Source organism: Kutzneria sp. NPDC052558, from assembly GCF_044547355.1.
Taxonomy (GTDB): domain Bacteria; phylum Actinomycetota; class Actinomycetes; order Mycobacteriales; family Pseudonocardiaceae; genus Kutzneria.
Genome location: NZ_JBIUAG010000013.1, coordinates 60327 through 81981, shown reverse-complemented (window position 1 = coordinate 81981; position 21655 = coordinate 60327). Strand labels below are relative to the sequence as shown.

Annotated in this window: 22 protein-coding genes and 1 riboswitch; of the genes, 12 read left to right on the top strand and 10 right to left on the bottom strand. The window is 67.5% G+C overall.

The window, feature by feature from the left end; genetic code table 11:
- Positions 1-99 precede the first annotated feature (99 nt).
- Positions 100-945 (top strand): chromosome segregation protein, encoded by an 846-nt coding sequence (locus tag ACIG5F_RS23730; RefSeq protein ID WP_396520830.1) that lies wholly within the window; start codon positions 100-102, stop codon positions 943-945.
- A 99-nt stretch (positions 946-1044) separates the two neighbouring features.
- Here the strand turns inward: ACIG5F_RS23730 and ACIG5F_RS23725 are convergent, their stop codons facing one another.
- Positions 1045-1311, bottom strand: coding sequence for a hypothetical protein (locus ACIG5F_RS23725; RefSeq protein ID WP_396520829.1), 267 nt, complete (start codon positions 1309-1311; stop codon positions 1045-1047).
- A 142-nt stretch (positions 1312-1453) separates the two neighbouring features.
- Between ACIG5F_RS23725 and rdmE the strand changes: the two genes are divergently transcribed.
- Positions 1454-3061, top strand: coding sequence for an aklavinone 12-hydroxylase RdmE (gene rdmE, locus ACIG5F_RS23720; protein WP_396520827.1), 1608 nt, complete (start codon positions 1454-1456; stop codon positions 3059-3061).
- Here rdmE and ACIG5F_RS23715 read toward each other — a convergent pair.
- Complete coding sequence (locus ACIG5F_RS23715; RefSeq protein WP_396520826.1) at positions 3003-4298, bottom strand: MFS transporter; 1296 nt, start codon at positions 4296-4298, stop codon at positions 3003-3005. The two genes, rdmE and ACIG5F_RS23715, sit on opposite strands and share 59 nt — an antisense overlap.
- A gap of 117 nt (positions 4299-4415) precedes the next feature.
- Between ACIG5F_RS23715 and ACIG5F_RS23710 the strand changes: the two genes are divergently transcribed.
- Positions 4416-4805 carry an SSI family serine proteinase inhibitor gene (locus ACIG5F_RS23710; RefSeq protein ID WP_396520824.1) on the top strand — a complete coding sequence of 130 codons (390 nt, stop codon included), beginning with the start codon at positions 4416-4418 and terminating at the stop codon, positions 4803-4805.
- Between the two features lie 102 nt (positions 4806-4907).
- Here ACIG5F_RS23710 and ACIG5F_RS23705 read toward each other — a convergent pair whose 3' ends face one another.
- Complete coding sequence (locus ACIG5F_RS23705) at positions 4908-7208, bottom strand: glycosyl hydrolase family 95 catalytic domain-containing protein (protein WP_396520822.1); 2301 nt, start codon at positions 7206-7208, stop codon at positions 4908-4910.
- 126 nt (positions 7209-7334) lie between these two features.
- Here ACIG5F_RS23705 and ACIG5F_RS23700 point away from each other — a divergent pair, with 126 nt between their 5' ends.
- Together ACIG5F_RS23700 and ACIG5F_RS23695 are read left to right on the top strand one after the other, a co-directional pair.
- Positions 7335-7574: a hypothetical protein gene (locus tag ACIG5F_RS23700; protein WP_396520820.1), complete on the top strand. Its 240-nt coding sequence runs from the start codon at positions 7335-7337 to the stop codon at positions 7572-7574.
- 112 nt (positions 7575-7686) lie between these two features.
- On the top strand, positions 7687-8772 hold the full coding sequence (locus ACIG5F_RS23695; RefSeq protein ID WP_396520818.1) for a glycoside hydrolase family 88 protein: 1086 nt from the start codon (positions 7687-7689) through the stop codon (positions 8770-8772).
- A gap of 116 nt (positions 8773-8888) precedes the next feature.
- Here the strand turns inward: ACIG5F_RS23695 and ACIG5F_RS23690 are convergent, their stop codons facing one another.
- Positions 8889-9575, bottom strand: coding sequence for an SIR2 family NAD-dependent protein deacylase (locus ACIG5F_RS23690; protein ID WP_396520816.1), 687 nt, complete (start codon positions 9573-9575; stop codon positions 8889-8891).
- Between the two features lie 9 nt (positions 9576-9584).
- Positions 9585-10091: a deaminase gene (locus tag ACIG5F_RS23685; protein ID WP_396520815.1), complete on the bottom strand. Its 507-nt coding sequence runs from the start codon at positions 10089-10091 to the stop codon at positions 9585-9587.
- A 239-nt stretch (positions 10092-10330) separates the two neighbouring features.
- Between ACIG5F_RS23685 and ACIG5F_RS23680 the strand changes: the two genes are divergently transcribed.
- Complete coding sequence (locus tag ACIG5F_RS23680) at positions 10331-10510, top strand: hypothetical protein (RefSeq protein ID WP_396520813.1); 180 nt, start codon at positions 10331-10333, stop codon at positions 10508-10510.
- 161 nt (positions 10511-10671) lie between these two features.
- Here the strand turns inward: ACIG5F_RS23680 and ACIG5F_RS23675 are convergent, their stop codons facing one another.
- The 4 genes from ACIG5F_RS23675 to ACIG5F_RS23660 all read right to left on the bottom strand — a co-directional run bounded on the left by ACIG5F_RS23675 (position 10672) and on the right by ACIG5F_RS23660 (position 12173).
- The gene (locus ACIG5F_RS23675) at positions 10672-11178 is read right to left on the bottom strand and encodes a tyrosine-type recombinase/integrase (RefSeq protein WP_396520811.1); all 507 of its coding nucleotides are present in this window, start codon (positions 11176-11178) and stop codon (positions 10672-10674) included.
- 124 nt (positions 11179-11302) lie between these two features.
- Positions 11303-11554 (bottom strand): hypothetical protein, encoded by a 252-nt coding sequence (locus tag ACIG5F_RS23670; protein ID WP_396520809.1) that lies wholly within the window; start codon positions 11552-11554, stop codon positions 11303-11305.
- The gene (locus tag ACIG5F_RS23665; RefSeq protein WP_396520807.1) at positions 11554-11775 is read right to left on the bottom strand and encodes a hypothetical protein; all 222 of its coding nucleotides are present in this window, start codon (positions 11773-11775) and stop codon (positions 11554-11556) included. The genes ACIG5F_RS23670 and ACIG5F_RS23665 overlap by 1 nt, the downstream gene beginning before the upstream one ends.
- Positions 11772-12173: a plasmid replication, integration and excision activator gene (locus ACIG5F_RS23660; protein ID WP_396520805.1), complete on the bottom strand. Its 402-nt coding sequence runs from the start codon at positions 12171-12173 to the stop codon at positions 11772-11774. The genes ACIG5F_RS23665 and ACIG5F_RS23660 overlap by 4 nt, the downstream gene beginning before the upstream one ends.
- Positions 12174-12402: 229 nt before the next feature.
- On the opposite strand from ACIG5F_RS23660, the gene ACIG5F_RS23655 reads away from it, so the two are divergent.
- From ACIG5F_RS23655 to ACIG5F_RS23640, 4 genes are all read left to right on the top strand, one after another.
- The gene (locus ACIG5F_RS23655) at positions 12403-13146 is read left to right on the top strand and encodes a DUF5919 domain-containing protein (protein WP_396520803.1); all 744 of its coding nucleotides are present in this window, start codon (positions 12403-12405) and stop codon (positions 13144-13146) included.
- Positions 13147-13154: 8 nt separating this feature from the next.
- Positions 13155-13625, top strand: coding sequence for an NUDIX hydrolase (locus ACIG5F_RS23650; RefSeq protein ID WP_396520801.1), 471 nt, complete (start codon positions 13155-13157; stop codon positions 13623-13625).
- Positions 13626-13742: 117 nt separating this feature from the next.
- Positions 13743-14873: a DUF262 domain-containing protein gene (locus tag ACIG5F_RS23645; protein ID WP_396520799.1), complete on the top strand. Its 1131-nt coding sequence runs from the start codon at positions 13743-13745 to the stop codon at positions 14871-14873.
- Positions 14870-15391 carry a HEPN domain-containing protein gene (locus tag ACIG5F_RS23640; protein WP_396520797.1) on the top strand — a complete coding sequence of 174 codons (522 nt, stop codon included), beginning with the start codon at positions 14870-14872 and terminating at the stop codon, positions 15389-15391. Before ACIG5F_RS23645 ends, ACIG5F_RS23640 begins: the two co-directional genes overlap by 4 nt.
- 576 nt (positions 15392-15967) lie before the next feature.
- On the opposite strand, the gene ACIG5F_RS23635 is transcribed toward ACIG5F_RS23640, so the two are convergent.
- Positions 15968-17341 carry an L-serine ammonia-lyase gene (locus tag ACIG5F_RS23635; protein WP_396520795.1) on the bottom strand — a complete coding sequence of 458 codons (1374 nt, stop codon included), beginning with the start codon at positions 17339-17341 and terminating at the stop codon, positions 15968-15970.
- Positions 17342-17475: 134 nt separating this feature from the next.
- A riboswitch (glycine riboswitch) is annotated at positions 17476-17568 on the bottom strand.
- 65 nt (positions 17569-17633) lie between these two features.
- Here ACIG5F_RS23635 and ACIG5F_RS23630 point away from each other — a divergent pair.
- Together ACIG5F_RS23630 and ACIG5F_RS23625 are read left to right on the top strand one after the other, a co-directional pair.
- Positions 17634-18806, top strand: coding sequence for a glycosyl hydrolase (locus ACIG5F_RS23630; RefSeq protein WP_396520793.1), 1173 nt, complete (start codon positions 17634-17636; stop codon positions 18804-18806).
- A gap of 124 nt (positions 18807-18930) precedes the next feature.
- Positions 18931-21228 (top strand): alpha-L-fucosidase, encoded by a 2298-nt coding sequence (locus tag ACIG5F_RS23625; protein ID WP_396520791.1) that lies wholly within the window; start codon positions 18931-18933, stop codon positions 21226-21228.
- Positions 21229-21655: the final 427 nt, after the last annotated feature.

Below are 21655 nucleotides of genomic sequence, written 5' to 3'. Positions count from 1 at the left end.
GCGGGACACCAGGAGGGCCATGGGCCCGACCGTAGACCGGGCACGTTCACCCGAGAAGGCCCGTTCACTCAGTGGGACGAGAGGGAGTAGGTTTGCGTCATGGCGCCGGCCGAGAACCGAGACATCACCCAGTCGATTCCCAGCTTCACGGTCGCCATGCGTGGCTATGACCGTATGGAGGTCGAGACCCACCTCAAGCGGATCACCTCGGAGGTGCGGCTGTTCGCCGCCGACCGGGACGCCGCGCTGCGCCAGGCCGACGAGCTGGCCAAGCAGCTCGACCAGGCCCGGGCCCGCATCGAGGAGCTCAAGGGCCACCTGGAGCAGGCCCGGCAGGCCCCGCCGCCGGCCGCCCCCGAGCCGGTCGAGCAGGACACGCCCGACCAGGCCAAGCGCAAGCTCCAGCTGGCCGAGGCCACCGCCGCCGAGACGCACGCGCGGGCCGAGGCCGCCGCCGAGACCACCTGGGCGCACGCCGAGTCGGCCGCCACCAAGCTGCGCGAGCGCTACCAGACCCTGCTGTCCGATCTGGACAAGCAGCAGGCCGAGATCATCGCCGAACACCAGAGCCTGATGGAGAAGGCCCGCAGCGAGGCCGCCGAGCTGACCACCGTGGCCGTGCAGCGGCGCAAGGAGCTCGACGAGCAGGCCGAGGCCCGCCGCCGCCAGATCGAGGCCGACTTCGCGCAGGAGATGGCCGACAAGCGCAAGGCCGCCCTGGACGCGCTGGCCGCCGAGGAGGCCGCCCGCAAGGCCGAGCTCGACCAGCGGGTCACCGCCGCCATCGCCGACGCCGAGGCCCGGATCAACCGCAGCAACCAGGAAGCGGCCCGGCTGCGCGACTACCGCGAGCGCATCGCCGACCAGCTCCGCTCGGCCACCGGCCTGCTCAACGACGCCGGCAGCCTCCTGGAACCCCTCAAGGAAGAGTTCCCCCAGTCCTGACCCCGTCCCCACAGCCCGATCTTCATCACCACAGCTAGATCTGAGTGTGGGAAGGGGGCTTTCCTACACTCCGAGTGTAGGAAAGCCCCCTTCCCACACTCAGGAGCGCTGGAGGCGCAGCGGGGCGGAGCCTTCGTCCAGGACGAGAAGGAAGTCGTCGAGGTCCTCGTGGGCACCGGCCGGCACGTTGGGCTGGGCGAGCGCGAGCAGCTGCACGGCCAGCCCGGTCAGCCCCGCGGCGTCGCCGAGGACGCTGACTTTGCCGTCCGCGCCGACGGACACGGTGAGCCGGTAGTGCTCCGGCCAGGACGCGACCAGGCCGATGCCGTGGTCGTAGGACGGAATCTCCAGCTGCACCTTAGCCACATCGACCTCCGGTCGGTGAACCTCGCACACCCGGTGCCGTGTGTCCAGGTGGGACGCGGGCAGTAGATCGTCTCGTAACCCCCTTGTCATCAAAGTCTCTCGTCAACTAAGATATTTGTTGTTTGAGATTCGAGGGGGGATCATGGACACCACACGCGTGCGGGTGCTGATCGTGGGGGCCGGACTGGCCGGCGGGTCGACGGCGATGTTCCTCGCCGACCGGGGCATCGACGTGCTCGTGGTCGAGCGGCATCCGGGAACCGCCCTGCATCCCAAGGCCGCGGGCCAGCACCCCCGCACCATGGAGCTGCTGCGCACGGCCGGCCTCGCCGACCGGGTGCTGGCCGCCAACGCCAAGCCGTTGCAGATCAAGGTCGCGACCACCGCCCGCGGCCGGCTCCTCAAGACCATCGTCGACGACACGCCGCCGCCCTGGGGCGAGATCTCGCCCATGCCGCCGGGCCAGGCCACGCAGATCCAGCTCGAACCGCTGATGCTGGACGCCGCTCGCGAGAACGGCGCGCGGATCCGGTTCGACACCGAGCTCGTCTCCTTCGACCAGGACACGCTCGGCGTCACCGCGCAGCTGGTGCACCGGCCGACCGGCACGCTCAGCCAGGTCCGGGCCGACTACCTGGTCGCCGCCGACGGCCACCGCAGCCCGATCCGCGAGCGCCTCGGCATCGGCCGGCACGGCTGGGGAAGCCTCAGCCACCAGGCCGGCATCGTCTTCGACACCGACTCGGAGCGGCTCGCCGACCTGGCCGACTCGCTGTACTTCCTGTGGCATCCGGAGTTCACCGGCTTCTTCGGCGCCGCGCAGGTGCCGGGGCGCTACATCTTCGGCGTCGAGTACGACCCGGCGCGCGGCCAGTCCTTCGAGGACTTCACGCCGCAGCGGTGCGCGGAGCTGATCCGACTCGGCCTGGACGAGCCGGAACTGGAACCGCGGATTCGCACCGTGCAGGCGTGGGAGATGGCGGCTCGGGTCGCGGACACGTTCCGCCACGGGCGCGTGTTCCTGGCCGGCGACGCGGCCAAGGTGACGCCGCCGACCGGCGGCCTCGGCGGCAACACGGCCATCGGCGACGGTTTCGATCTGGCGTGGAAGCTGGCGGCCGTGCTGAAAGGCCAGGCCGGGCCCGGATTGTTGGACAGCTACGACGCCGAGCGGCGCACCGTCGCCGAGTTGGTGGTCGCCGACTCGCTGGCCAACTACGTGGAACGCATGCCGGCCCACAACGGTCCCGCGTCGAAGCCGGTGGGCCACCTGGAAGTCGTGTTCGGCATCCGGCAGCGGTCCGACGCCGTGCTGATCGACGACGAGGACCCGGCGGCGGTCGAGGACCCGCGCGAGCCCAGCGGCCGTCCCGGCTTCCGGGCCCCGCACATGCCGCTCGTGCACAACGGCCAGCCGGTGTCCACAGTGGACTTCTTCGGCCGGGACTGGGTGCTGCTCACCGGAACCGAGGGCGGCGTCTGGCACCAGGCCGCCAAGCACGTCGCCGAGCGGCTCGGCATCGCGGTTCGCACGGTCGGCCTCGGGCCCGACCTCACCGACCCGGACGACCGCATGGTCGACGTGTACGGCATCGGGCACGGCGGGGCGAGTCTGGTGCGGCCGGACGGCGTCGTGGCCTGGCGTACGGACTTCGAGGTCGCCGACGCCGCCGGCACGCTTCAGGCCGTCTTCACGAAGCTGCTGGCCCGGGCGCCCAGCGGCGCAGTCCCAGCAGGCACGCGGCGCTGATCACGCCGCCCAGCACCAGATACAGCGAGATCGGCCACGGACGGGCGTGGTCGACCGACAGCAGGGCGGTGGCCACCAACGGGGACAGGCCACCGCCCAGCGTCGCGCCGAGCTGGTAGCTGAACGCCGCGCCGGAGTAGCGCAGCCGCGGCTCGAACAGCACCGCGTAGTACGAGGCCATCGGGCCGAACAGGACGCCGGAGCCCGCGTAGGCCAGGGCCAGCGCCAGGATCAGCAGCCCGGCCGAGCCGGTGTCGATGAGCCAGAACAGCGGGAACGCGAACACGATGATGAACGCCGCCCCGGTCAGCATCACCGGCGTGCGGCCGACCCGGTCGGCGATCCGGCAGGCCACCAGGATCGACACCACCTGGGCCGCGCCGCCGACCAGGCTCGCCGTCAGCACCTGTTGCTGGGGCAGGTGGTGCACGGCGGTCCAGTAGTTCAGCACGAACGTGACCAGGATGAAGATGAAGGTGTTGAAGCCCAGGTTCACGCCGACGCCCAGCAGCACCTTGGCCCACGCCGTGCGCAGCACCTCGGCCAGCGGCACCCGGGTCACCTGCTGCGCCGACTTCAGCTCCTTGAACTCCGGGCTCTCCTCGATGCCGACCCGCAGGTAGATGCCGAACGCCACCAGCACCACGCTGGCCAGGAACGGGATCCGCCAGCCCCAGTCCAGGAACGCGCCGCCGGCCGCGGCCGTGGACAGCGAGAACATGGCCGTGCCCAGGAACAGGCCCAGCGGCGAGCCCAGGAACGTCCAGCCGCCGTACCAGGTCCGGTGTCGCTCGGGCGCGTGTTCGACCACCATCAGCGCCGCCCCGCTCTGCTCCCCGCCGAGGAAGAACCCTTGCAGCAGACGGAGAATCAGCAGCAGCACCGGTGCCACCAGGCCGGCCGAGGCGTAGCTGGGCAGCAGGCCGATCAGCGCCGTGCACAGGCCGGTCATGGTCAGCGTGAGCACCAGCATCGGCCGCCGGCCCAGCCGGTCGCCGAAGTGGCCGATGACCGCCGCGCCCAGCGGTCTGACCAGGAACCCGACTCCGAAGGTGGCGAACGCCAGCAGCGTGCTCACCGTCTGGTTGCCGGCCGGGAAGAACAGTTTCGGCAGCACCACCGCGGAGGCGGTGCCGTAGATGAGAAAGTCGTAGAGTTCGATGGTGGTGCCGGCCGCGCTGGCCAGCGCGACCTTGCGGACCGACGAACTCTGCACCTGGTCAATCGATCGAGTCACGGCAGCCTCCCTGAGTCACGACATAGCACCACAAATGGGTGAAGGCGGCCACACGTTCTGGTGGAGGACTCGGATTTACCTCGTTTGGCTGCACGAACAGCGCAAAAGTAGGCAACCATGCCCCTTCCCCGAATCCTTGCCGGCGCGGCCGCCTTCTGTGCGGCGGCCGCCTGCGTGACCGCGGTCCCCGCCGCGGCCGCGATGCCTTCCGTCCTGACCCTGACCGCCACCACCGAGGGCCAGGCCCCGCACGTCGTCGAGTTGACCTGCGACCCCGACGGCGGCACCCACCCGGCCGCGCAGACCGCGTGCATGCAGCTCAGCCAGGTCGACGGCGATGTCGCGCACCTGCCGGCCACCCAGGTCCACATCTTCTGCCCGATGATCTTCCAGCCGATCACGGTCACCGCCACCGGCCTGTGGCGGGGTCGGGCCGTGCAGTTCCAGGACAAGTACACCAACAGCTGCCAGCGGGACAACATGACCGGGCTGCTGTTCCGGTTCTGAGAGTGGTCGGGGCTCCCGATTTCCATCGGGAGCCCCGCGACACGATCACATCAGCCGATCCTGAGGAACGGTTACGACGTTCCTTACAGAATGCTGTGAAACTCAGGCAGTCAAGCCCCATGGCGCGGAAGGCCCGTTCGACTTCACCGGCGCCACGGCGAAATCCGGCCGGTCGCCGGCCCGGCAGAGCACCGCCTCGCCACCCCGCGGCAGGTCGATCTGGATCGTGGTGGCGTCGACTTCCTTGAACCGCAACGGCCGCCCGTGCCGGTCGCGCACCGCCACCTGGCCCGGGATCCCATGCCGGACCACACACGGAGCGCCGACTTCGCTGCGCAGCCGCACCCAACGCGTCACGCCATGCTGACGCGAGGCGCTGAGCAGGAACGCGCCCTGGGTGCGGAAGTTGTCGATGGTGACATCGGCCCAGGAGTCCGGAATCGCCGGGAACACCCGGATCACGCCGTGCCAGCTCTGACAGATCATGTCGTGCATCGACTGGGAGGCCGACAACGGCGTCTCGATCACCGGGCCGGACTCCTTGTACATGGTGTTGGGCTGCACGTACAGGCGCAGCAGGTCGGCCAGGTACTGCGCGGAGTCGTTGCCCCGTCCCATCTGCGCCGCGAACGAGGCCGCGCCGGTGTAGCTGTAGCCCTGTAGCGCGCCCTTGAAGCTGACCCAGTGGTCGAGCGAGGTCTGGATCAGGCTCCGGCTCTCCGGCTGCTCCCAGTTCACCAGGTACAGCGGATAGACCGACAACATGTGCGAGTAGTGCCGGTGGGACATGGCGAACGGCTGGCCCGCGCCGATCATGAACCCGTTGGCGTCCACCGGATACGGCGTCAGGTTGGCCAGCACGTCCCGCCACTTCGGGGCCAGCGGGTCGGTGATCTTCAGCGTCTGCGCGCTGTCGAGCAGGGTCTGGCAGCCCCAGCGCAGCAGGGCCAGGTCGTAGTTGGTGTCCGGCGTGTCGACGCCGTACTCCGGGGAGAACGTCTTGGGCAGGTGCAGCTTGCCGTCGCTGCCCGTGGTCAGGAAGTGCAGATAGTAGTTGACCGCCTTGCGCAGCAAGGGAAACACCGTGGTCCTCAGGAGACCAGTGTCCATGGTGTGTCGGTAGGTCAGCCACACGTTGTGCAGCGCCCAGGTCAGGTTGCCGATCTCCGGCGTGGGCGGGTCCTGGCCGGGAATGCCGGCGGTGGCCCCGTTGACCAGCGTGATGTCCGCGGTGCGGCAGATGGCGGCCGAGTCCTGGTCGTACGGCGCGGCGACCTGCTTGGTCAGGTTGTCCCGGAACTGGCTCAGGGCCCGGGTCAGCGAGTCCAGTTCGAGGTGGTTGGAGCCGTGGATCAGCCAGTACTCCAACTGCACGTTGAGGTTCCACCAGGTCGCCGGCCAGGGCGTCGACTCGAGCCAGGGGCCGGTCGTGGCCATCACCGGGGCCGCTTTCCTGGTGGCCGAGGCGACCTTGTAGAGCTGGATCCAGTAGAAGCTCTGCAACCGGCCGTCCGGCACGGACAGGAAACTCCTGCGATAGAAGGAGTTCCACCAGGCCCGGTGGTCTTTTGCCAGTGTGTCAAGGGATGTGGCGGCCGTCGCCCGGATCGTGTCGAGCGCTCTGGGGCCGGCGGTCTTGTCGGGGTCGGACCAGGCCACCGTGGCGTAGAGGGTTCTTGTGGTGCCCCTGGTCGTTTCCTGGTACGCCGTCACGTGCTCGCCGCCGGACAGCAGCGGCTGGGTCACCAGCGTGGCCGGGCCGCTGGTCTGGGTGGTGGGCTTGGGGTTGGGCAGGTAGCCGTTCGGGGCCGGCTTGTTGAACTTCGGGTCGGCGCGGGGGCTGACCGCCTCGGCCGGGTGGAAGACCCAGCGGAACTTGGCCTCGCCGTCGGCGGGGCGGGCCTGGACCACCAGCGTCGAACGTCCATTGTGGATTATCGTGCGGATGGCGATGCTACCGGCGGTGGTGGTGATCGTGCCGGCCAGCTCGGCGTCGTAGAGGCTCAGCCGCCAGTCCACCGCGGTGATCGTGCCCTGTGGCTCCAGGGTGAACCAGCCGATCGGGAGGCGGGCCAGGCCGTAGAGGGAGCCAAACTCGGGGCGGTGGTCCTGGACCTCGCTGTGCTGGACGTTGAAGCGGATCGCGTTGGCGCCCGGCTCCGCGTAGATGCCCGAGCCGAGGAAACCGTTGCCCAGGAAGGGTCCGTCGTACCAGTTCTTGGGCAGGCGCTGCCAGATCAGGTCGCTGCCGGCGAGAAAGTCCCGCCAGTTCAGGCCCGTGCTCGCGTCGATGTCGGCCGCGTTCACTCCGGTCGGGTTCGCGCTCGCCGGGCTCGCCAATGCCGGTGTGGCCAGCAGCGCGCCGCCCGCGGCCAGCAGGGTCCTCCGGGACAGCTCGCTCATGCCGGGCCCTTCACTTCCTCGTGAAAACCTATACATCGGAGCTCTGCCGCCGACCGTAGGGAGCTTGTTGGGCCGCGTCAAGACTTCTGTCCGAGTCACGGGGTGCTGTCATCGGAGGAGTCGATCGTGGCAACAATGATCGCCATGCGCATCATCGGCCTGGTCATCGGCCTGCTCGGCCTGCTCGCACTGCTGGCCTCTCCCGCCTCGGCCTCCGACATCAAGCCCGGCGTCGGCGGCTCGTTCAACGGGTCAAGCGGAGTGCTCACTGGCAACAACACCATGGCCCTCACCGATCTCCCCGTGCAGCTCACCGGCTCCGGCCTCGGCCTGTTCGGCACCGGCACCGGCGGCGACGCCGACTGAGGCGGCCCCGATCCCACCTTCGCAATCGAGCCCCGCACCCCCGTTGACAGCCACCCCTAGTATGTAAACGTTTCCAGTCCTGCCGCCGCGCCGACTCCCCATGGAGGTTGTGGTGGCATCACGTTCCCGGTGGTCGCTCGCGATCGCCTGTTCCCTCGTCGCCGGGGCCCTGCTCCCGACGGCGGCCTCGGCCGCGCCCGCCGCCTGCTCGGAGGAGGCGCCCATCCGGGCCGCCGCCGACCACTGGATCGCCGGCAACGCCAAGCCCGCCGACTCCACGTGGTTCAACTCGCTGTTCATCAAGGGCGACATCGAGGCGTACAAGCTGACCGGCGACGCCAAGTACCTCGCCTACGCCACCTCGTGGGCCGTCCACAACAAGTGGAAGCTGCCCACCGGCACGCCCAACCTGGACGGTCCCGAGGCCGCCCAGGAGTACATCGACCTGTACCAGCTCGACCCCAAGCACCCCGCCTCCGACATCGCCGACGCCAAGGCCTATGTCGACCGGGAGACCAAGAAGGTCGAGGGCGGCAAGTCCTCCGACATGTCCTATGTGGACGCTGTGCGGCTCGGCGCCCTGTCGGCGTTCGCCTACTTCGGCGGCAGCACCAACCTCGACGCCATGGCCAAGCTGTTCGCCTATCCCGAGAGCCACATCTACGACAGCAAGAACTCCCTGTGGTGGCGGGATTCCCGCTGGGTCGGCACCACCCAGCACTGGTCGCGCGGCAACGGCTGGATCGTCGCCGCCCTCGTCGACACCATCGCCAACCTGCCCGCCGGCGACGCGCACCGGGCGCACTACATCTCTTTGCTACAGGCCATGTTCGCCAAGCTCAAGTCCGTGCAGCAGGCCGGCGGCTACTGGACCGCCGACGTCGACCATCCGTCCGCCTACCCCGCCCCCGAGTCCAGCGGCACTTCCCTCTACACCTACGGCATGGCCAGGGCCATCCAGGCCGGCTATCTCGACTCCGCCACCTACCTGCCGGTCGTGCAGAAGGCCTGGGGTTGGCTCAAGACCAAGGCACTACAGTCCAACGGCGTTGTCGGCTACGTGCAGGGGCCGTCGTCCCACCCGTCCCAGTACCAGCCCATCAGCCCCACCGCCACCAGCAACTACGGCACCGGCATGTTCCTCATGGCCGGCGTCGAGGCCGCCAAGCTGACCCCCGGCTGCACCGCCAGGTTCTGACGCCGATCCACGCGATCGGCCCCACCAGGCCGATCGCGTGGTTCCCTTCGCCAGCCAATCCCACAGATTCACCAACACCACCCACCCGACCACACAAACGCGCGGAATCCCTTCAGCTAGGCCAGTTCCGCGCAGAGCCGGGGCACCGCCATGCCGATCGGCTCCGTGATCTTCGCCGCCGCCATGTCGTCGTACGGCGTCGGATCGCGGTTCACGATCACCAGCCGGGCCCCGGCTCGCACCGCCACCGCGCACAACGCCGCCGCCGGCTCCACATGCAACGAACTCCCGATCGCCAGGAACACCTCACTCGCCGCCGCGATGTTGCGGGCCTGGCCGATGACCTCGGCGTCCAGATGCTCGCCAAACAACGTCACCCCAAGCTTCAGGATCCCCCCACATCGCGGGCATTCCTTGCCCCCGCTCAGGATCTGCCTGGTGCTGAAGCCCTCCCCACACGCCGTGCACACCGTCCGGTGCATACTTCCGTGCAGCTCCAACACCTTCCTCGCCGGCGTCCCCGCCTTCTGGTGCAGGCCGTCAATGTTCTGCGTCAACACCCGCACGTTCGCCAGCCCCGCGATCGCCCGATGCGCCCCGTTCGGCTCCGCCTCCCACGCCGGGTGCCCCTCGTACCGCCGCCAGAACTCTTCCCGCGTTCCTTCGTCCGCCATGAAGTTCTCGTACGTGAAGAGCCGCTGCGCCGCCGGCTCCTTCGTCCATTCCCCTTGCGGGCCGCGGTAATCCGGAATCCCCGAGTCCGTCGAGATCCCCGCCCCCGTCAACACCGCGATCCTGGTCATGTCCCCAGCCTAGGTTCCGTTCGCAAGCGTATTTGCCCAGCTCTTCAACGGTCCTTCCGCCGCGCTCGCGCAGTACCTCCGGAACTGTCCGCGCACCTCCTCCGCCCGGATCCCCCCGTGCATCTCCGGCGCCCGGTACCACCCCATCCCCACCCCTGGCTCCCAGCTCCGCGCGATCCCCGCCGCCCCGTCCCCCGGCGAGCTCAGGCCGTAGTAGATCTCCTTGACCCCCAACGACATCGCCGCCCCCAGACACATCAGGCACGGCTCCAGGTTCACCGCCAGCCGCAGCACCGCGCGCGGCCTCCCGCCCGCCTTGGCGTCCCTCTTCCTCTCGTCCACCTGCCGCATAGCCAACAGATCCGCGTGCATCAACCGGCCGACGCTGTCCCTCGTGAACGCCCTCCCCACCAGCTCATCCCCCTCGAACACCACCGCCCCGATCGGCAGTTCCCCGTTCCTCATCCCCTCCTCCGCCACTTCCATCGCCGCCACCACCATCTCGTCCGGAGTCACTCGGCCACCACATCCCCCACACCGGCTGCCCGCTCCTCGTCTCCCGCTGCTCGTACACCCCCGACTCCCGCCCCGTCTCCTCCCTCAGCCGCCGCCCCACGTTCTTCAGCCACGCCACCCTCTCCTCGTCGCTCAGCCCGTCCGGCATGTCCAGATCGACCATCCGCACTCACCCCTCGTACACCATGTCCGCAGCCCAAGCAGCCGCCGCCCATTGCCACCACCGATATCGTCGACGCATGGACACCCCACAAGTCGTCCTCCACGGTGGCCCTCTCGACGGCACCACGCATCTGGCCCCATCCAAGGCCCGGCACATCGACGTCACCATGGCCGACCGCACCCTGCACCGCTACGAGCGCACGTCCGCCACCGACGCCACCGGTCGCCCCGTCTTCCACTGGGCCGGCCGCGTCTAGACCTTCACGACCGACCAGGGAACCCGAGGGCCCACGGAATCGTCGTCGCCTTCGACGGCACCGATCAGCACTCGATGACGTTGACGGCCAGGCCGCCGCGAGCCGTCTCCTTGTACTTGTCCTTCTGATTCACAACGCGCTGACCTGCACATACTCGCCCACTACGCCGCGCAGGCCGTGTCCGGGCCGTCTGGCTGCTCTACCGCCTGGACGAGTTGGAGAGCCTTGTCGACCGCCTTCTGTGTCCGCTCGTTGCTGGACGGCAGCCGGTGCGTGTAGAAGCGCATCGTGAAGGCCGGATCCGAGTGCCCCAGCCACTCCGCCAGTGCCTTGATCGACTCACCGGCGTCGAGCAGCGTCGAGGCGAAGAAATGCCGAAGCGCGGACATCCCGTCTCGCCGCTTGGCGTGGCCCATACCCGCCTTGTCGAGCGCCGGCCGCCATGCGAGGCGGTTGAAGTCCGACCGGTTGATCGGCGCGCCCGCCTCGTTGACCAGGATCAGACTCACCGTCTCCAACTCGCTGCCCGGCTCCTTCCACGGAAGCGTCACCGCCACGGGCGGGTACTCCTCCATGTACGCGTCGATCTCGCCCAGAACTGTTGGTGCCAAAGGCAAAGCTCGCGTCTTGCCACCCTTCGGCGGAGCGAACACAAGATGATTGTCCACACGGATCGGACTCCGCGATCAGGTCGAACACGCGGGCCTTCTGGTCGAACAGTTGGCTCGCACCTCCGTTGCCGCAAAGGGTCCGGGAGCCGCCGCCAACAGCGCGTTGATCGCTCGCGTGACCTCACTCATGCCCGTCACTCCCTTTCTCACGCTGCTGAAGCCAAGCCACGTTCGGGGCCGTGAGCGGCAGCAGCCGCGCGACCAGCAGTGCGGCAATCTCACGCGTGAGCACCAGATGGAACTGGGCAGGTCCCTCATCGAGCCGCACCGTGATGTGGTGCTTGCTCTGGTCGGTGACCACAACCTCGGTCCCAGGACGCCCGATCTGAGCAACCAGGGGCTGCTGGTCGTTCTCGTCGACGAGGACCAGCATCACTGGCCTCCTTGGCGCTGGTCGGCCGCTTCCAGGTCCGCCTTGCCGCTACGGATGGCCTCTGCCAGCCGATCCAGCGCCGCCCGCTCGATGATCAGCGCGACCGGGAACGCCTTGCCGAACCGGATCTCCACACGGTCCGCGAACGACAGCGCGTTCGCCCGGATCGGCAGGTCGGCGGTCACGTAGACGTGCACCATGTCGCGCATCTGACCGGTCACGCGGCCGCAGCGGACGAGGACTTCGCCGGCGTCGCCTTGATCGTCACCGGCTTCATCTCCCGTGCCCGCAGGCTGTAGCCCAGCCGCGTCCGGCAGCGGTGCCGCTCACCAGCACCCGAGGGACGGCACGGCTTGTCGTCCACCCACGGCGTCACCGTCAATCCATCGCAGATCACCGGCCGGATGTCCGTGCCCGGGATCGCCTCCGGTGGAACCGGCTGGTGCTTCGCCGCGATCTTCACCGTGACCGCCGCGTCCGTCTTGCGCTCCGCCGCCTGGTCGATCACCAGCGCCGACCACAGCGGGAGCCCCGTCTCCTTGTCCAACTCCGGCTCGATCGGGGCCTTCCGCGCCCGCTCCTCCGCCGTCTGGAACTTCGTCACCGGTTCCACGCCCATCACAAGCGCCCCCTTGGGGGAACACTTCGTCATGCTCGACCCGGAACCGGGCACCGCTGAGATCGCCATCGTTGGGCCTCCTGTCTGGTCTGTCGGCCGGGACCTGCCCGGCTTCTCCGACAACCACCACTTTCGGCCGAAAACGAGGACGGGAGCACCACACAGCGGGACATCTCAGGACGTCTCATATACGTTGAAGACGTCCCTACTCGTCACAAAGGGAGTGGCCGTGCCGAACGAGCGACTACGAGACACCTTGCTGCGCAACGGGTTGAGCCTGGAGCAGGTGTCTAAAGCGACCGGGGTCGACCCCAAGACCGTGGAGCGGTGGATCACCAAGGGGCGGACGCCCTACCCACGCCATCGGCACACGATCGCGTCCATGGTGCGGGAGACCGAGAACTATCTGTGGCCCGAAGCCGTCGCCCCCGAACGCAAGGTGGAGATCGCCGGTTCCGAGGTCCTCAAGGTCTATCCCCACCGCAACGCCATCCCCGCCGATCTGTGGGACCGGCTGATTAAGGACGCGGCCGAGCACGTCGAGGTGTTGGTCCACGCGGCGTTGTTCCTGGTCGAGCGCCCCACCTTTGTCCGGGATCTTGCCGACAAAGCCGCCAACGGCGCGCGGATCCGACTCCTCTTCGGCGACCCTGCCAGCCGTGAGGTTGCCCGCCGCAGCGACGAGGAACAGTTGGGCAAGGGCACTCTCGGGGCACGCATCCGCAACGCACTGGCCTTCTACCGGCCGCTCCTGGACGTCGATGGCGTGGAGATGCGGTTCCACAAGACCACGCTGTACAACTCGATCTTCCGCTCCGACGACGAGATGATCGTCAACACGCACGTCTACGGGTTCCAGGGCGCTCACGCACCGGCCCTGCACATCCGGCGGCTCTCTGCGGGCGACCTGTTCGAGACCTACTCTGAGAGCTTCGAGACCGTCTGGACCCAGTCGAAGCCCGCGACCTTCTAGGGAGCCCCATGGCACGCGTGGACCACTTCCACGACCCGAACGCCCCCAAGGCCAACAGCATCGCTATCGCCGTCAGCGCCTTCGTCCTGGACGACGCCGGCCGCCTGCTGATGATCCGCCGTACCGACAACGACCTGTACGCCATCCCCGGCGGTCAGCTCGAACTCGGCGAGACCCTGTCCCAGGCCGCCGTCCGCGAGCTGCGCGAAGAGACCGGCATCGACATCGAGGTCACCGGCGTCATCGGCCTGTACTCCAACCCCGACCACGTCATCGCCTACGACGACGGTGAGGTCCGCCAGGAGTTCTCAATCTGCTTCCGCGCCCGCCCCGTTGGCGGCCAGCTGCGCACCAGCAGCGAGTCCAAGGAAGTTCACTGGGTCGACCGCGAGCGGTTGGATGAGCTCAACATCCACCCGTCGATCCGCCTCCGAATCGAACACGGCTTCCAGCCTGATCGACCACCTTACTTCACCTGACCGGCATCCATCGCCGTGTCCGAGTCTCAGCTTCGGCACAGTAACTCTAGTAGGTCCATGACACGCCGCAAGCACGACGGTACGCTGGCCGCCCAAGTGTCGACAGTATGAGGTCAAATGACAACCGAAGATGAAGATCTAAAGGAAACACCCAACAATAGCAACGAGGTTGTCGACGAAGCGGAAGAGTTGGCCAATAGCGTCGGAAACCTTGAACCGATCTCATATTTTGGCACCGACTTCGACGTTCACGGCCTCGTACGCCGATTGAATCTTGGCGAAGTTATAGTTCCAAACTTCGACCCAGAGCCCGAATCCGAGTCTGACCTATCCGGCTTCCAGCGCAAATTCGTATGGAAGAAACTCCAGATGGATAGGTTTATCGAGTCACTACTACTCGGCTTCCCCGTCCCTGGGATATTTCTTGTACAACAAAGTGACAAAAAGTTGCTCGTACTGGACGGGCAGCAGCGACTTCGAACTTTGCAGCGATTCTACAGAGAGCAGGTTAGTAGCGAGGTCAGCTTCAAACTCGAAACAGTCGGCGATCAGTTTAAAGGCCTTACCTATACCACACTCGAGGACGATCAGCGTCGAACGCTCGACAACACATTCATTCACGCGACGATTATCAAATACAATCCCGATCTGGGTGGCGACGAAAGTGTTTACTCGCTTTTCGAACGCCTGAATACGGGGGGCACAAACCTCTATCCGCAAGAAATTCGAGTAGCACTGTACCACGGCGCACTTGTCGAGCTCCTCCGAGAGCTAAACAGCGATCCGAATTGGCGAAGCATGTTTGGACCGCCTTCTGATCGCTTGAAGGATCAGGAGATAATCCTACGCTTCCTGGCCCTATGGAAAGAAGGTGACGTCTACAAGCGCCCGCTTAAGACGTTCCTAAACGCGTTTCTAGCACGACATCGAAACCTTGAGGGTCTCGACAGAGAGCAGCTTGCACAAATGTTTCGAAGCGTGTGCGAGGTAGCAAACTCATCAATGGGCAGGTCAGCCTTGCGTGCAGGCATTCAAGTGAACGCCGCTTTTGCGGACGCAATCCTGGTAGGACTAGCCGCCCGACTAACAGAGGGAGATATTCGCGACCACCCCGCGATAAGGGCAGCCAGAGAAGCTCTGATCGATGATCCGGAATTCCAAAGCGCTATTGCTCGCGCTACGGCCGACGAGGAACGCGTAAGTCGGCGCCTCAACCTTGCAAGGGCGGCGCTTCGGAACGTGCAATGAATAAGCGACTCGCGGCGCACTCCACAAGCGCAAGATGGAAGATAGGAAAGCTGCGCGATGATCTCGACGGGTTGTACGTACGAGCAGACCCTCGTTCTATCACGGACCCGGAGGTCGCTAGCGATCTCGGCCGCTACCTTTGCGTGCGAGTATCCGGATACCTAGAACAGGCCTCCGGTGTAATACTACGAGACTACTGCGAAAAAAATTCCTGGGGATTGGTCCAATCATTCGCACATTCATGGTTAGACAAGATGCCAAACCTGAGCGCAGATGCTCTAATCAAGTTCGTTAAGCGTTTTAGCAGCCAGCACGCCGGCGAGCTCGAGGTTTTTCTCTCGACCGAGGAACGCGGAACCACACTAAACGCTCTCGTAGGAATCCGCAACGACGTCGCACACGGCAAGCAACAAGGCATTTCACGCGAGCAAGCCTGGCGATATCTTGAAGTTGTGGAACAAATTGTCAATTGGCTACTTGATCAGTTCGACTCGATGAACAACGAGTCATCAGCTTGAGCGATCGGAACGAACGATTGCAGTCGTTGCCGAATCTGGCTCTATGGGATCGAGACGCGCCGCCGGCGACGGCGCGTGGTCGCCCTGGCAGGGCCGGTCACCAGGCCGTATGGCCGGAAGGGCCGCCAACGGCCCTCAGGCTTCACCGGGCCGGGCGACCCTTCCGGCCACGGCCACCCGCGCACGCCAGGGACGCCGCCGCCAGCGGCGCGCAAGCCCACAGGCTCACTCGGCAGCTGCGCCAGGCCGTGACGATCGAGCGGCCACGCGACGGCAGAGCCCACGTCGATCGATGCCCACCTATGGCTCCGCGCCAACGGCCAAGTCCCACAATGCAGTCGACGGCAGTGCCCATCCCCCGACGCCCGAGCGTGACAACGGCCGGCAGCACTGTGTCAAGGCGGGAAAGCGTGCCTTGACACGGCACCACCGGCCGCGTGATCGGCTTCGTGTCGGGATGGACGGTGGGGTCTGGGGCGGACCAAGATCAGGCCGTCTCCAGGCCGTCAGACGTCGGGCAGTGCCGAGAAGTACCGAGTACCAACGAAAGACGTCGCCGCAGTTCAGAGGCCGTGATCAGCACTCGATGACGTTCACGGCCAGGCCGCCGCGAGCCGTCTCCTTGTACTTGTCCTTCATGTCGCGGCCGGTTTCGCGCATGGTCTTGATGACCTTGTCGAGGGAGACGAAGTGGGCGCCGTCGCCGCGAAGGGCCATGCGGGCGGCGGTGATGGCCTTGATGGAGGCCAGGGCGTTGCGCTCGATGCAGGGGATCTGCACGAGGCCGCCGATGGGGTCGCAGGTGAGGCCGAGGTTGTGCTCCATGGCGATCTCGGCGGCGTTCTCGACCTGCTCGGGGGTGCCGCCGAGGACCTCGGCGAGGCCGGCGGCGGCCATGGAGCAGGCGGAGCCGACCTCGCCCTGGCAGCCGACCTCGGCGCCGGAGATGGAGGCGTTCTCCTTGAACAGCACGCCGATGGCGCCGGCGGTGAGCAGGAAGCGCACGACGCCGTCGTCGGAGGCGCCGGGTACGAAGCGGGAGTAGTAATGCAGAACGGCGGGCACGATGCCGGCGGCGCCGTTGGTGGGGGCGGTGACGACACGGCCGCCGGCAGCGTTCTCCTCGTTGACGGCCAGGGCGAACAGGGTGACCCAGTCCATGACGCGCAGCGGATCGGTGGCGAAGTGTTCGGCGGCAAGGGTTCGACGCAGATCGGCGGCGCGGCGGCGCACCTTGAGACCGCCGGGCAGGGTGCCCTCGACGGTGCAGCCCCGCTCCACGCACTCCTGCATGACGTGCCAGATGTGCAGCAGACCGGAGCGAACCTCGGCTTCGGAACGCCACGACAACTCGTTGGCCAGCATGACATCGCTGATGGACAGGCCGGATTCCCGGGTCCGGGCCAGGAGTTCGTCGCCGGAGAGGAACGGGTGGGGCAGCGGCGTCGAGTCCTGTTTGATGCGGTCGGCGCCGGTCGCGGTCTCGTCGACGATGAAGCCGCCGCCGACGGAGTAGTAGACGGCGGCGTCCAGCTCGGCGCCGTCCGACCCATAGGCGGCGAAGCTCATGCCGTTGGGGTGCAAGGGAAGCGCCTTGCGGCGGTGCATGATCAGGTCGGTGTCCTCGACGAACTCGATCTCCCGGGAGCCGCCGAGCAGCAGACGGGAGGACGACCGGATGCGGGCGACGCGGTCGTCGGCGTCGGTGGGGTCGCAGAGCTCGGGCTGCGAGCCTTCGAGACCGAGCATGACGGCCTTGGGGCTGCCGTGCCCATGGCCGGTGGCGCCGAGGGAGCCGAACAGCTCGACGTGCACGCGAGCGACGGCGTCGAACCGGCCGGCGGCGCGCAGGCGTGAGACGAACATGCCCGCGGCCCGCATCGGGCCCACGGTGTGCGAGCTGGACGGGCCGATCCCCACCGAGAAAAGATCGAAAACACTGATGGCCATGGCGGACTCCGGGGTCGTGCCGACGAGGGACGGCTCCCCCTCTGTCATGGGACCTGAGAGCTTCGCCGTCACGACCGCGACAGCTTGCACCGTGGGTGGCATGCACGACCGCGCACGCTGCTTTCCAGAGTCGCCTCGCCCGGCCGGTCTGGTTGCCTGAGAGTGTGCGGGGAGGCTTGCTCCTTCGGCGCCCCGGCATACGCCGAGGGCTCTCCCGACCGGGCTGTGTGCCGAAGGCACGCGGCCTGTGTGGAATTGTTGCCCTCACTGTAAACGACGCAGGGAGCGGCTGATGCGGTTCGGCGCCAACTACACGCCCAGCAAGCACTGGTGGCACACCTGGCTGGACTTCGAGCCGGACTCGATCCGCCGGGACCTGGACCAGCTGGCCGGCCTCGGCCTGGACCACGTGCGGGTGTTCCCGATCTGGTCGGTCTTCCAGCCCAACCGCGGCGTGGTCCGGGAGAAGGCGGTGGAGCAGCTGCTGGAGCTGGTCCGCATCGGCGCGCGAGCCGGCCTCGACGTGACGGTGGACGGCATCCAGGGCCACCTGTCCAGCTTCGACTTCTACCCCTCGTGGACGCAGACCTGGCACCACCGCAACGTCTTCACCGATCCCGACGTGCTGGAGGGCCAGATCCTGCTGCTGCGCACCCTGGCCACGGCGCTGCGCGGGGAGCCGAACTTCCTGGGCATGACGCTGGGCAACGAGATGAACAACCTGGTGGCGCACAACCCCTGCACGCCGGCCGAGGTGGACGTGTGGCTGGACCGGCTGCTGGAGACGGTCAACGCGGCGGACCCGGACCACCCGCACTGCCACTCGGCCTTCGACGACGCCTGGTACGTCGACGACCACCCGTTCACGCCGCTGGCCAGCGCGACCAAGGGCGCCATGACCACCGTGCACCCCTGGGTCTTCACGCTGAACGCCGCCCGTCGTTACGGTCCGCAGTCGACGGAGATCCATCACCTCGCCGAGTACGGCACCGAGCTGGCCCGTTCCTACGGCACGCCGGACCGGGTGATCTGGGTGCAGGAAGTGGGCGCGCCGGCCCCGCACATCCCGGTGGAGCACGCCGTGGAGTACGCCGAGCACACCATTGGCAACGTCGCTACCTGCACAAACGTCTGGGGCCTCACCTGGTGGTGCTCGCACGACGTGAGCCGGAAGTTCATCGACTACCCGGAGTTGGAGTACGGCTTGGGCCTGTTCGACGCCGACGGCAACGCGAAGCCGCTGGCCAAGGCCGTCGAGAAGGCCGTGCACGCGGAGTTGCCGAAGCCGGTGGAGCGGACGACGGCGCTGCTGTTCGACGGCAAGCGCAGCGACTCGGGCCCGGGTGGCCGCTTCTTCGAGGCCTGGATGCGGCTGGCGGCCGAGGGCCGGCGGCCGGCGATCGTCCAGGAGACGACGCCCGAGTATCTGGCCGCCCGGGGCGTGACCGAGGTCTTGACAGTGTGAGCCCAGCCACCCCAGGATCGATAGTGATCCGATGACTGACCCGCGCCAGGCCCCGGTCCGCCGCCCCTGCCCCTGATACATCGGATCTCTATGCCGCCGGGTGCCCTCGACGCTGGAGGGCTCGATGACGACCTTCCCCAGACGGACCGCCCTCGGCCTGGCCCTGGGCGCCACCGTGTTGGCCACGATGACCGGCACGGGGACCGCCTTCGCTGCGTCCAGCGCACCGAATCCGGTCCCCGTCCCACTGGACGGCCTGTTCGACAACGACGGCATCGACACCGCCACCACCCACGACGGCGACTTCGACGGCTCGGGCTACACCTTCCCGGCCGAGGGCCTGCCCACCGGCCAGGTCACGGTGGACGGCGTCCCGTTCGCGTTCCCCACCGCCGCCGGCAAGAACAACATCGTCGCGATGGGCCAGCAGATCCCGCTGCCCCAGGGCCGCTACGTCACGGCGCTGTTCCTCACCGCCTGCTCGTACGGCGCGACCGGCGGCACGGCGACCGTGCACTACGCCGACGGCAGCACCAGTGAGGCCCAGCTCGGCGGGGCCGACTGGTACTCCGGCAGCGGCCAGCTCGTCGCCCCCTTCCGCTACACGCCGGGCGGCGGCGCCGACCAGAACCCGGTGTCGATCAGCGTCTCCCAGGTCTGGATCGACCCGAACCGGGACGCGGTGGCGATCACCCTGCCGACCACCAGCCCGGCCGTCGAGGGCCGGTCCAGCCTGCACGTCTTCGCGCTCAGCCTGCAACCGGTGGCGGTCGGCAAGGCGGTGGCGTTACGCGGCACGAAGTCGACGACCAGCCTGCTCACCGACGCCGGCCCGCAGGTGGTCGAGGCGACGCTGGTCAACCTCGGCACCGAGTGGATCACCCCGCAGGACCGGCTCACGATCTCGGTGGACGTCCAGGGCGGCCGCACCGTCGCGCCGGCGACCGTGGACTGGCTCGCGCCAGGCGACGAGGCCAAGATCCGCATCGGCATCCGCAAGGACCAGAACGTGGACGATGGCACGACCGTCAGCGGCACCGTCGCGGCGAAGTCCACAAAGGACACCCTGGCCAGCGCCCAGACGCCGATTCTGTTGGGCGTGCCGGATTATCAGCCGGCCGACACGTCGCTCGGCACGCACCAGGCCCCGTACTGGTTCCAGGACGCCAAGTTCGGCATCTTCATCCACTGGGGCGTCTACTCGGTGCCGGCCTGGTCGCCGCCGGGCAAGCAGTACGCGGAGTGGTACTGGGACTGGATGCAGGACCCGGCCAACGCCGTATACGACTACCACCGCCAGACGTACGGGGAAAGCTTCGACTACGACGACTTCATCCCCCAGTTCAAGGCCGAACGCTTCGATCCCCTCGATTGGCTCAACCTGTTCGTCGAGGCCGGCGCCCGCTACTACGTGCTGACTTCCAAGCACCACGAGGGTTTCGCCCTGTGGGACTCCAAGGTCTCCGCCCGCACGGCGGCCAAGCTGGGCCCCAAACGGGACCTGGTCAAGGCCCTGTTCGACGCGTCCCGCAAGCACACTCCCCAGCTGCGCAACGGTTTGTACTTCTCGATGCCGGAGTGGTTCAACCCGGACAACCCGTGGATGGGTCACCCGCCGCGCAATCCGTACACCGGCGCGGCCGTGCCCTACACCGGTTACGCCAGCGGCCGCGACTTCGTGCTGGACTACCAACTGCCGCAGATGCTGGAGCTGGTGCACGGCTACGACCCCGACGTGATCTGGTGCGACATCGGCGGCGTGAACGACAGCCGGCGGCTGATGGCCGAGTACTTCAACCACGCCAAGGACCGGCCGCGGCCCAAGGACGTCACGATCAACGACCGGTCGGGCATCGCGGTGCACGACTTCACCACGCCGGAGTACACGACCTATCCGAACACCGTCGTGGCCAAGTGGGAGGCCAGCCGCGGGCTCGATCCGCGCAGCTACGGCTACAACCGGGCCACCCCCGACGACATGTACATGACCGCCGAGGAGGTCGTGCACACGCTCGTCGACATCGTCAGCAAGAACGGCAACTTCCTGCTCGACATCGGCCCGCGGGCGGACGGCACCATTCCCGAGATCATGCAGACCCGGCTGCGGCAGACCGGCGCGTGGCTCAAGGTCAACGGCGAGTCGATCTACGACACCTCGTACTGGTCCCGGCAGGCGCAACTCGGCGACCTGCGGTTCACCACCAAGCGCGACGCCTTCTACATCAGCTCGCTGACCAAGCCCGGCAGCAAGCTGACGGTCAGCGCCCCGGTGCCGATCCGACCAGGTGACAAGGTCACGATGCTCGGCTACCCGACGCCCCTGACCTGGACGACCACCGGCGCCTCGCTGGTGATCGACGTGCCAGCGGCGGCTGCGGCAGCGGGCCAGCACGCCTGGGTCTTCAAGATCAGCAGGCGCTGACCGGCCAACCACACCACAGGCCAGTCCGGCAGACCCACCCATCAGGCCTGTCCAGCAAACCCACCCATCAGGCCTGTCCAGCAGACCTACGCATCAGGCTTGTCCAGCAGGCCTACGCATCAGGTCCACCCAGCGGGCCGGCTGTCCACCAGGCCTCCCCGCCCGGCCGCCAACACCCCAAGGCCCACCCAACCCAGGGGGCTTCCCCCCGGCCCATTCTACCAGCGGAGGTGGTTAGTTGATCTTGAAGGAGGGTTGCCTGTGGACAGCCCTGGAGAGGCCGCAGGCCCTGTGGACAACGTAGCGACAGATCCGTCATGAGGGGGGGGGGGCAGGCGGTAAAACGAAGGACACGCCCCCCCCAAAAACACCCCCGCCGGGGGGGGGGGGGCGGGGGGGCGCCGCCCGGGGGGGATGTCCCCCAGGG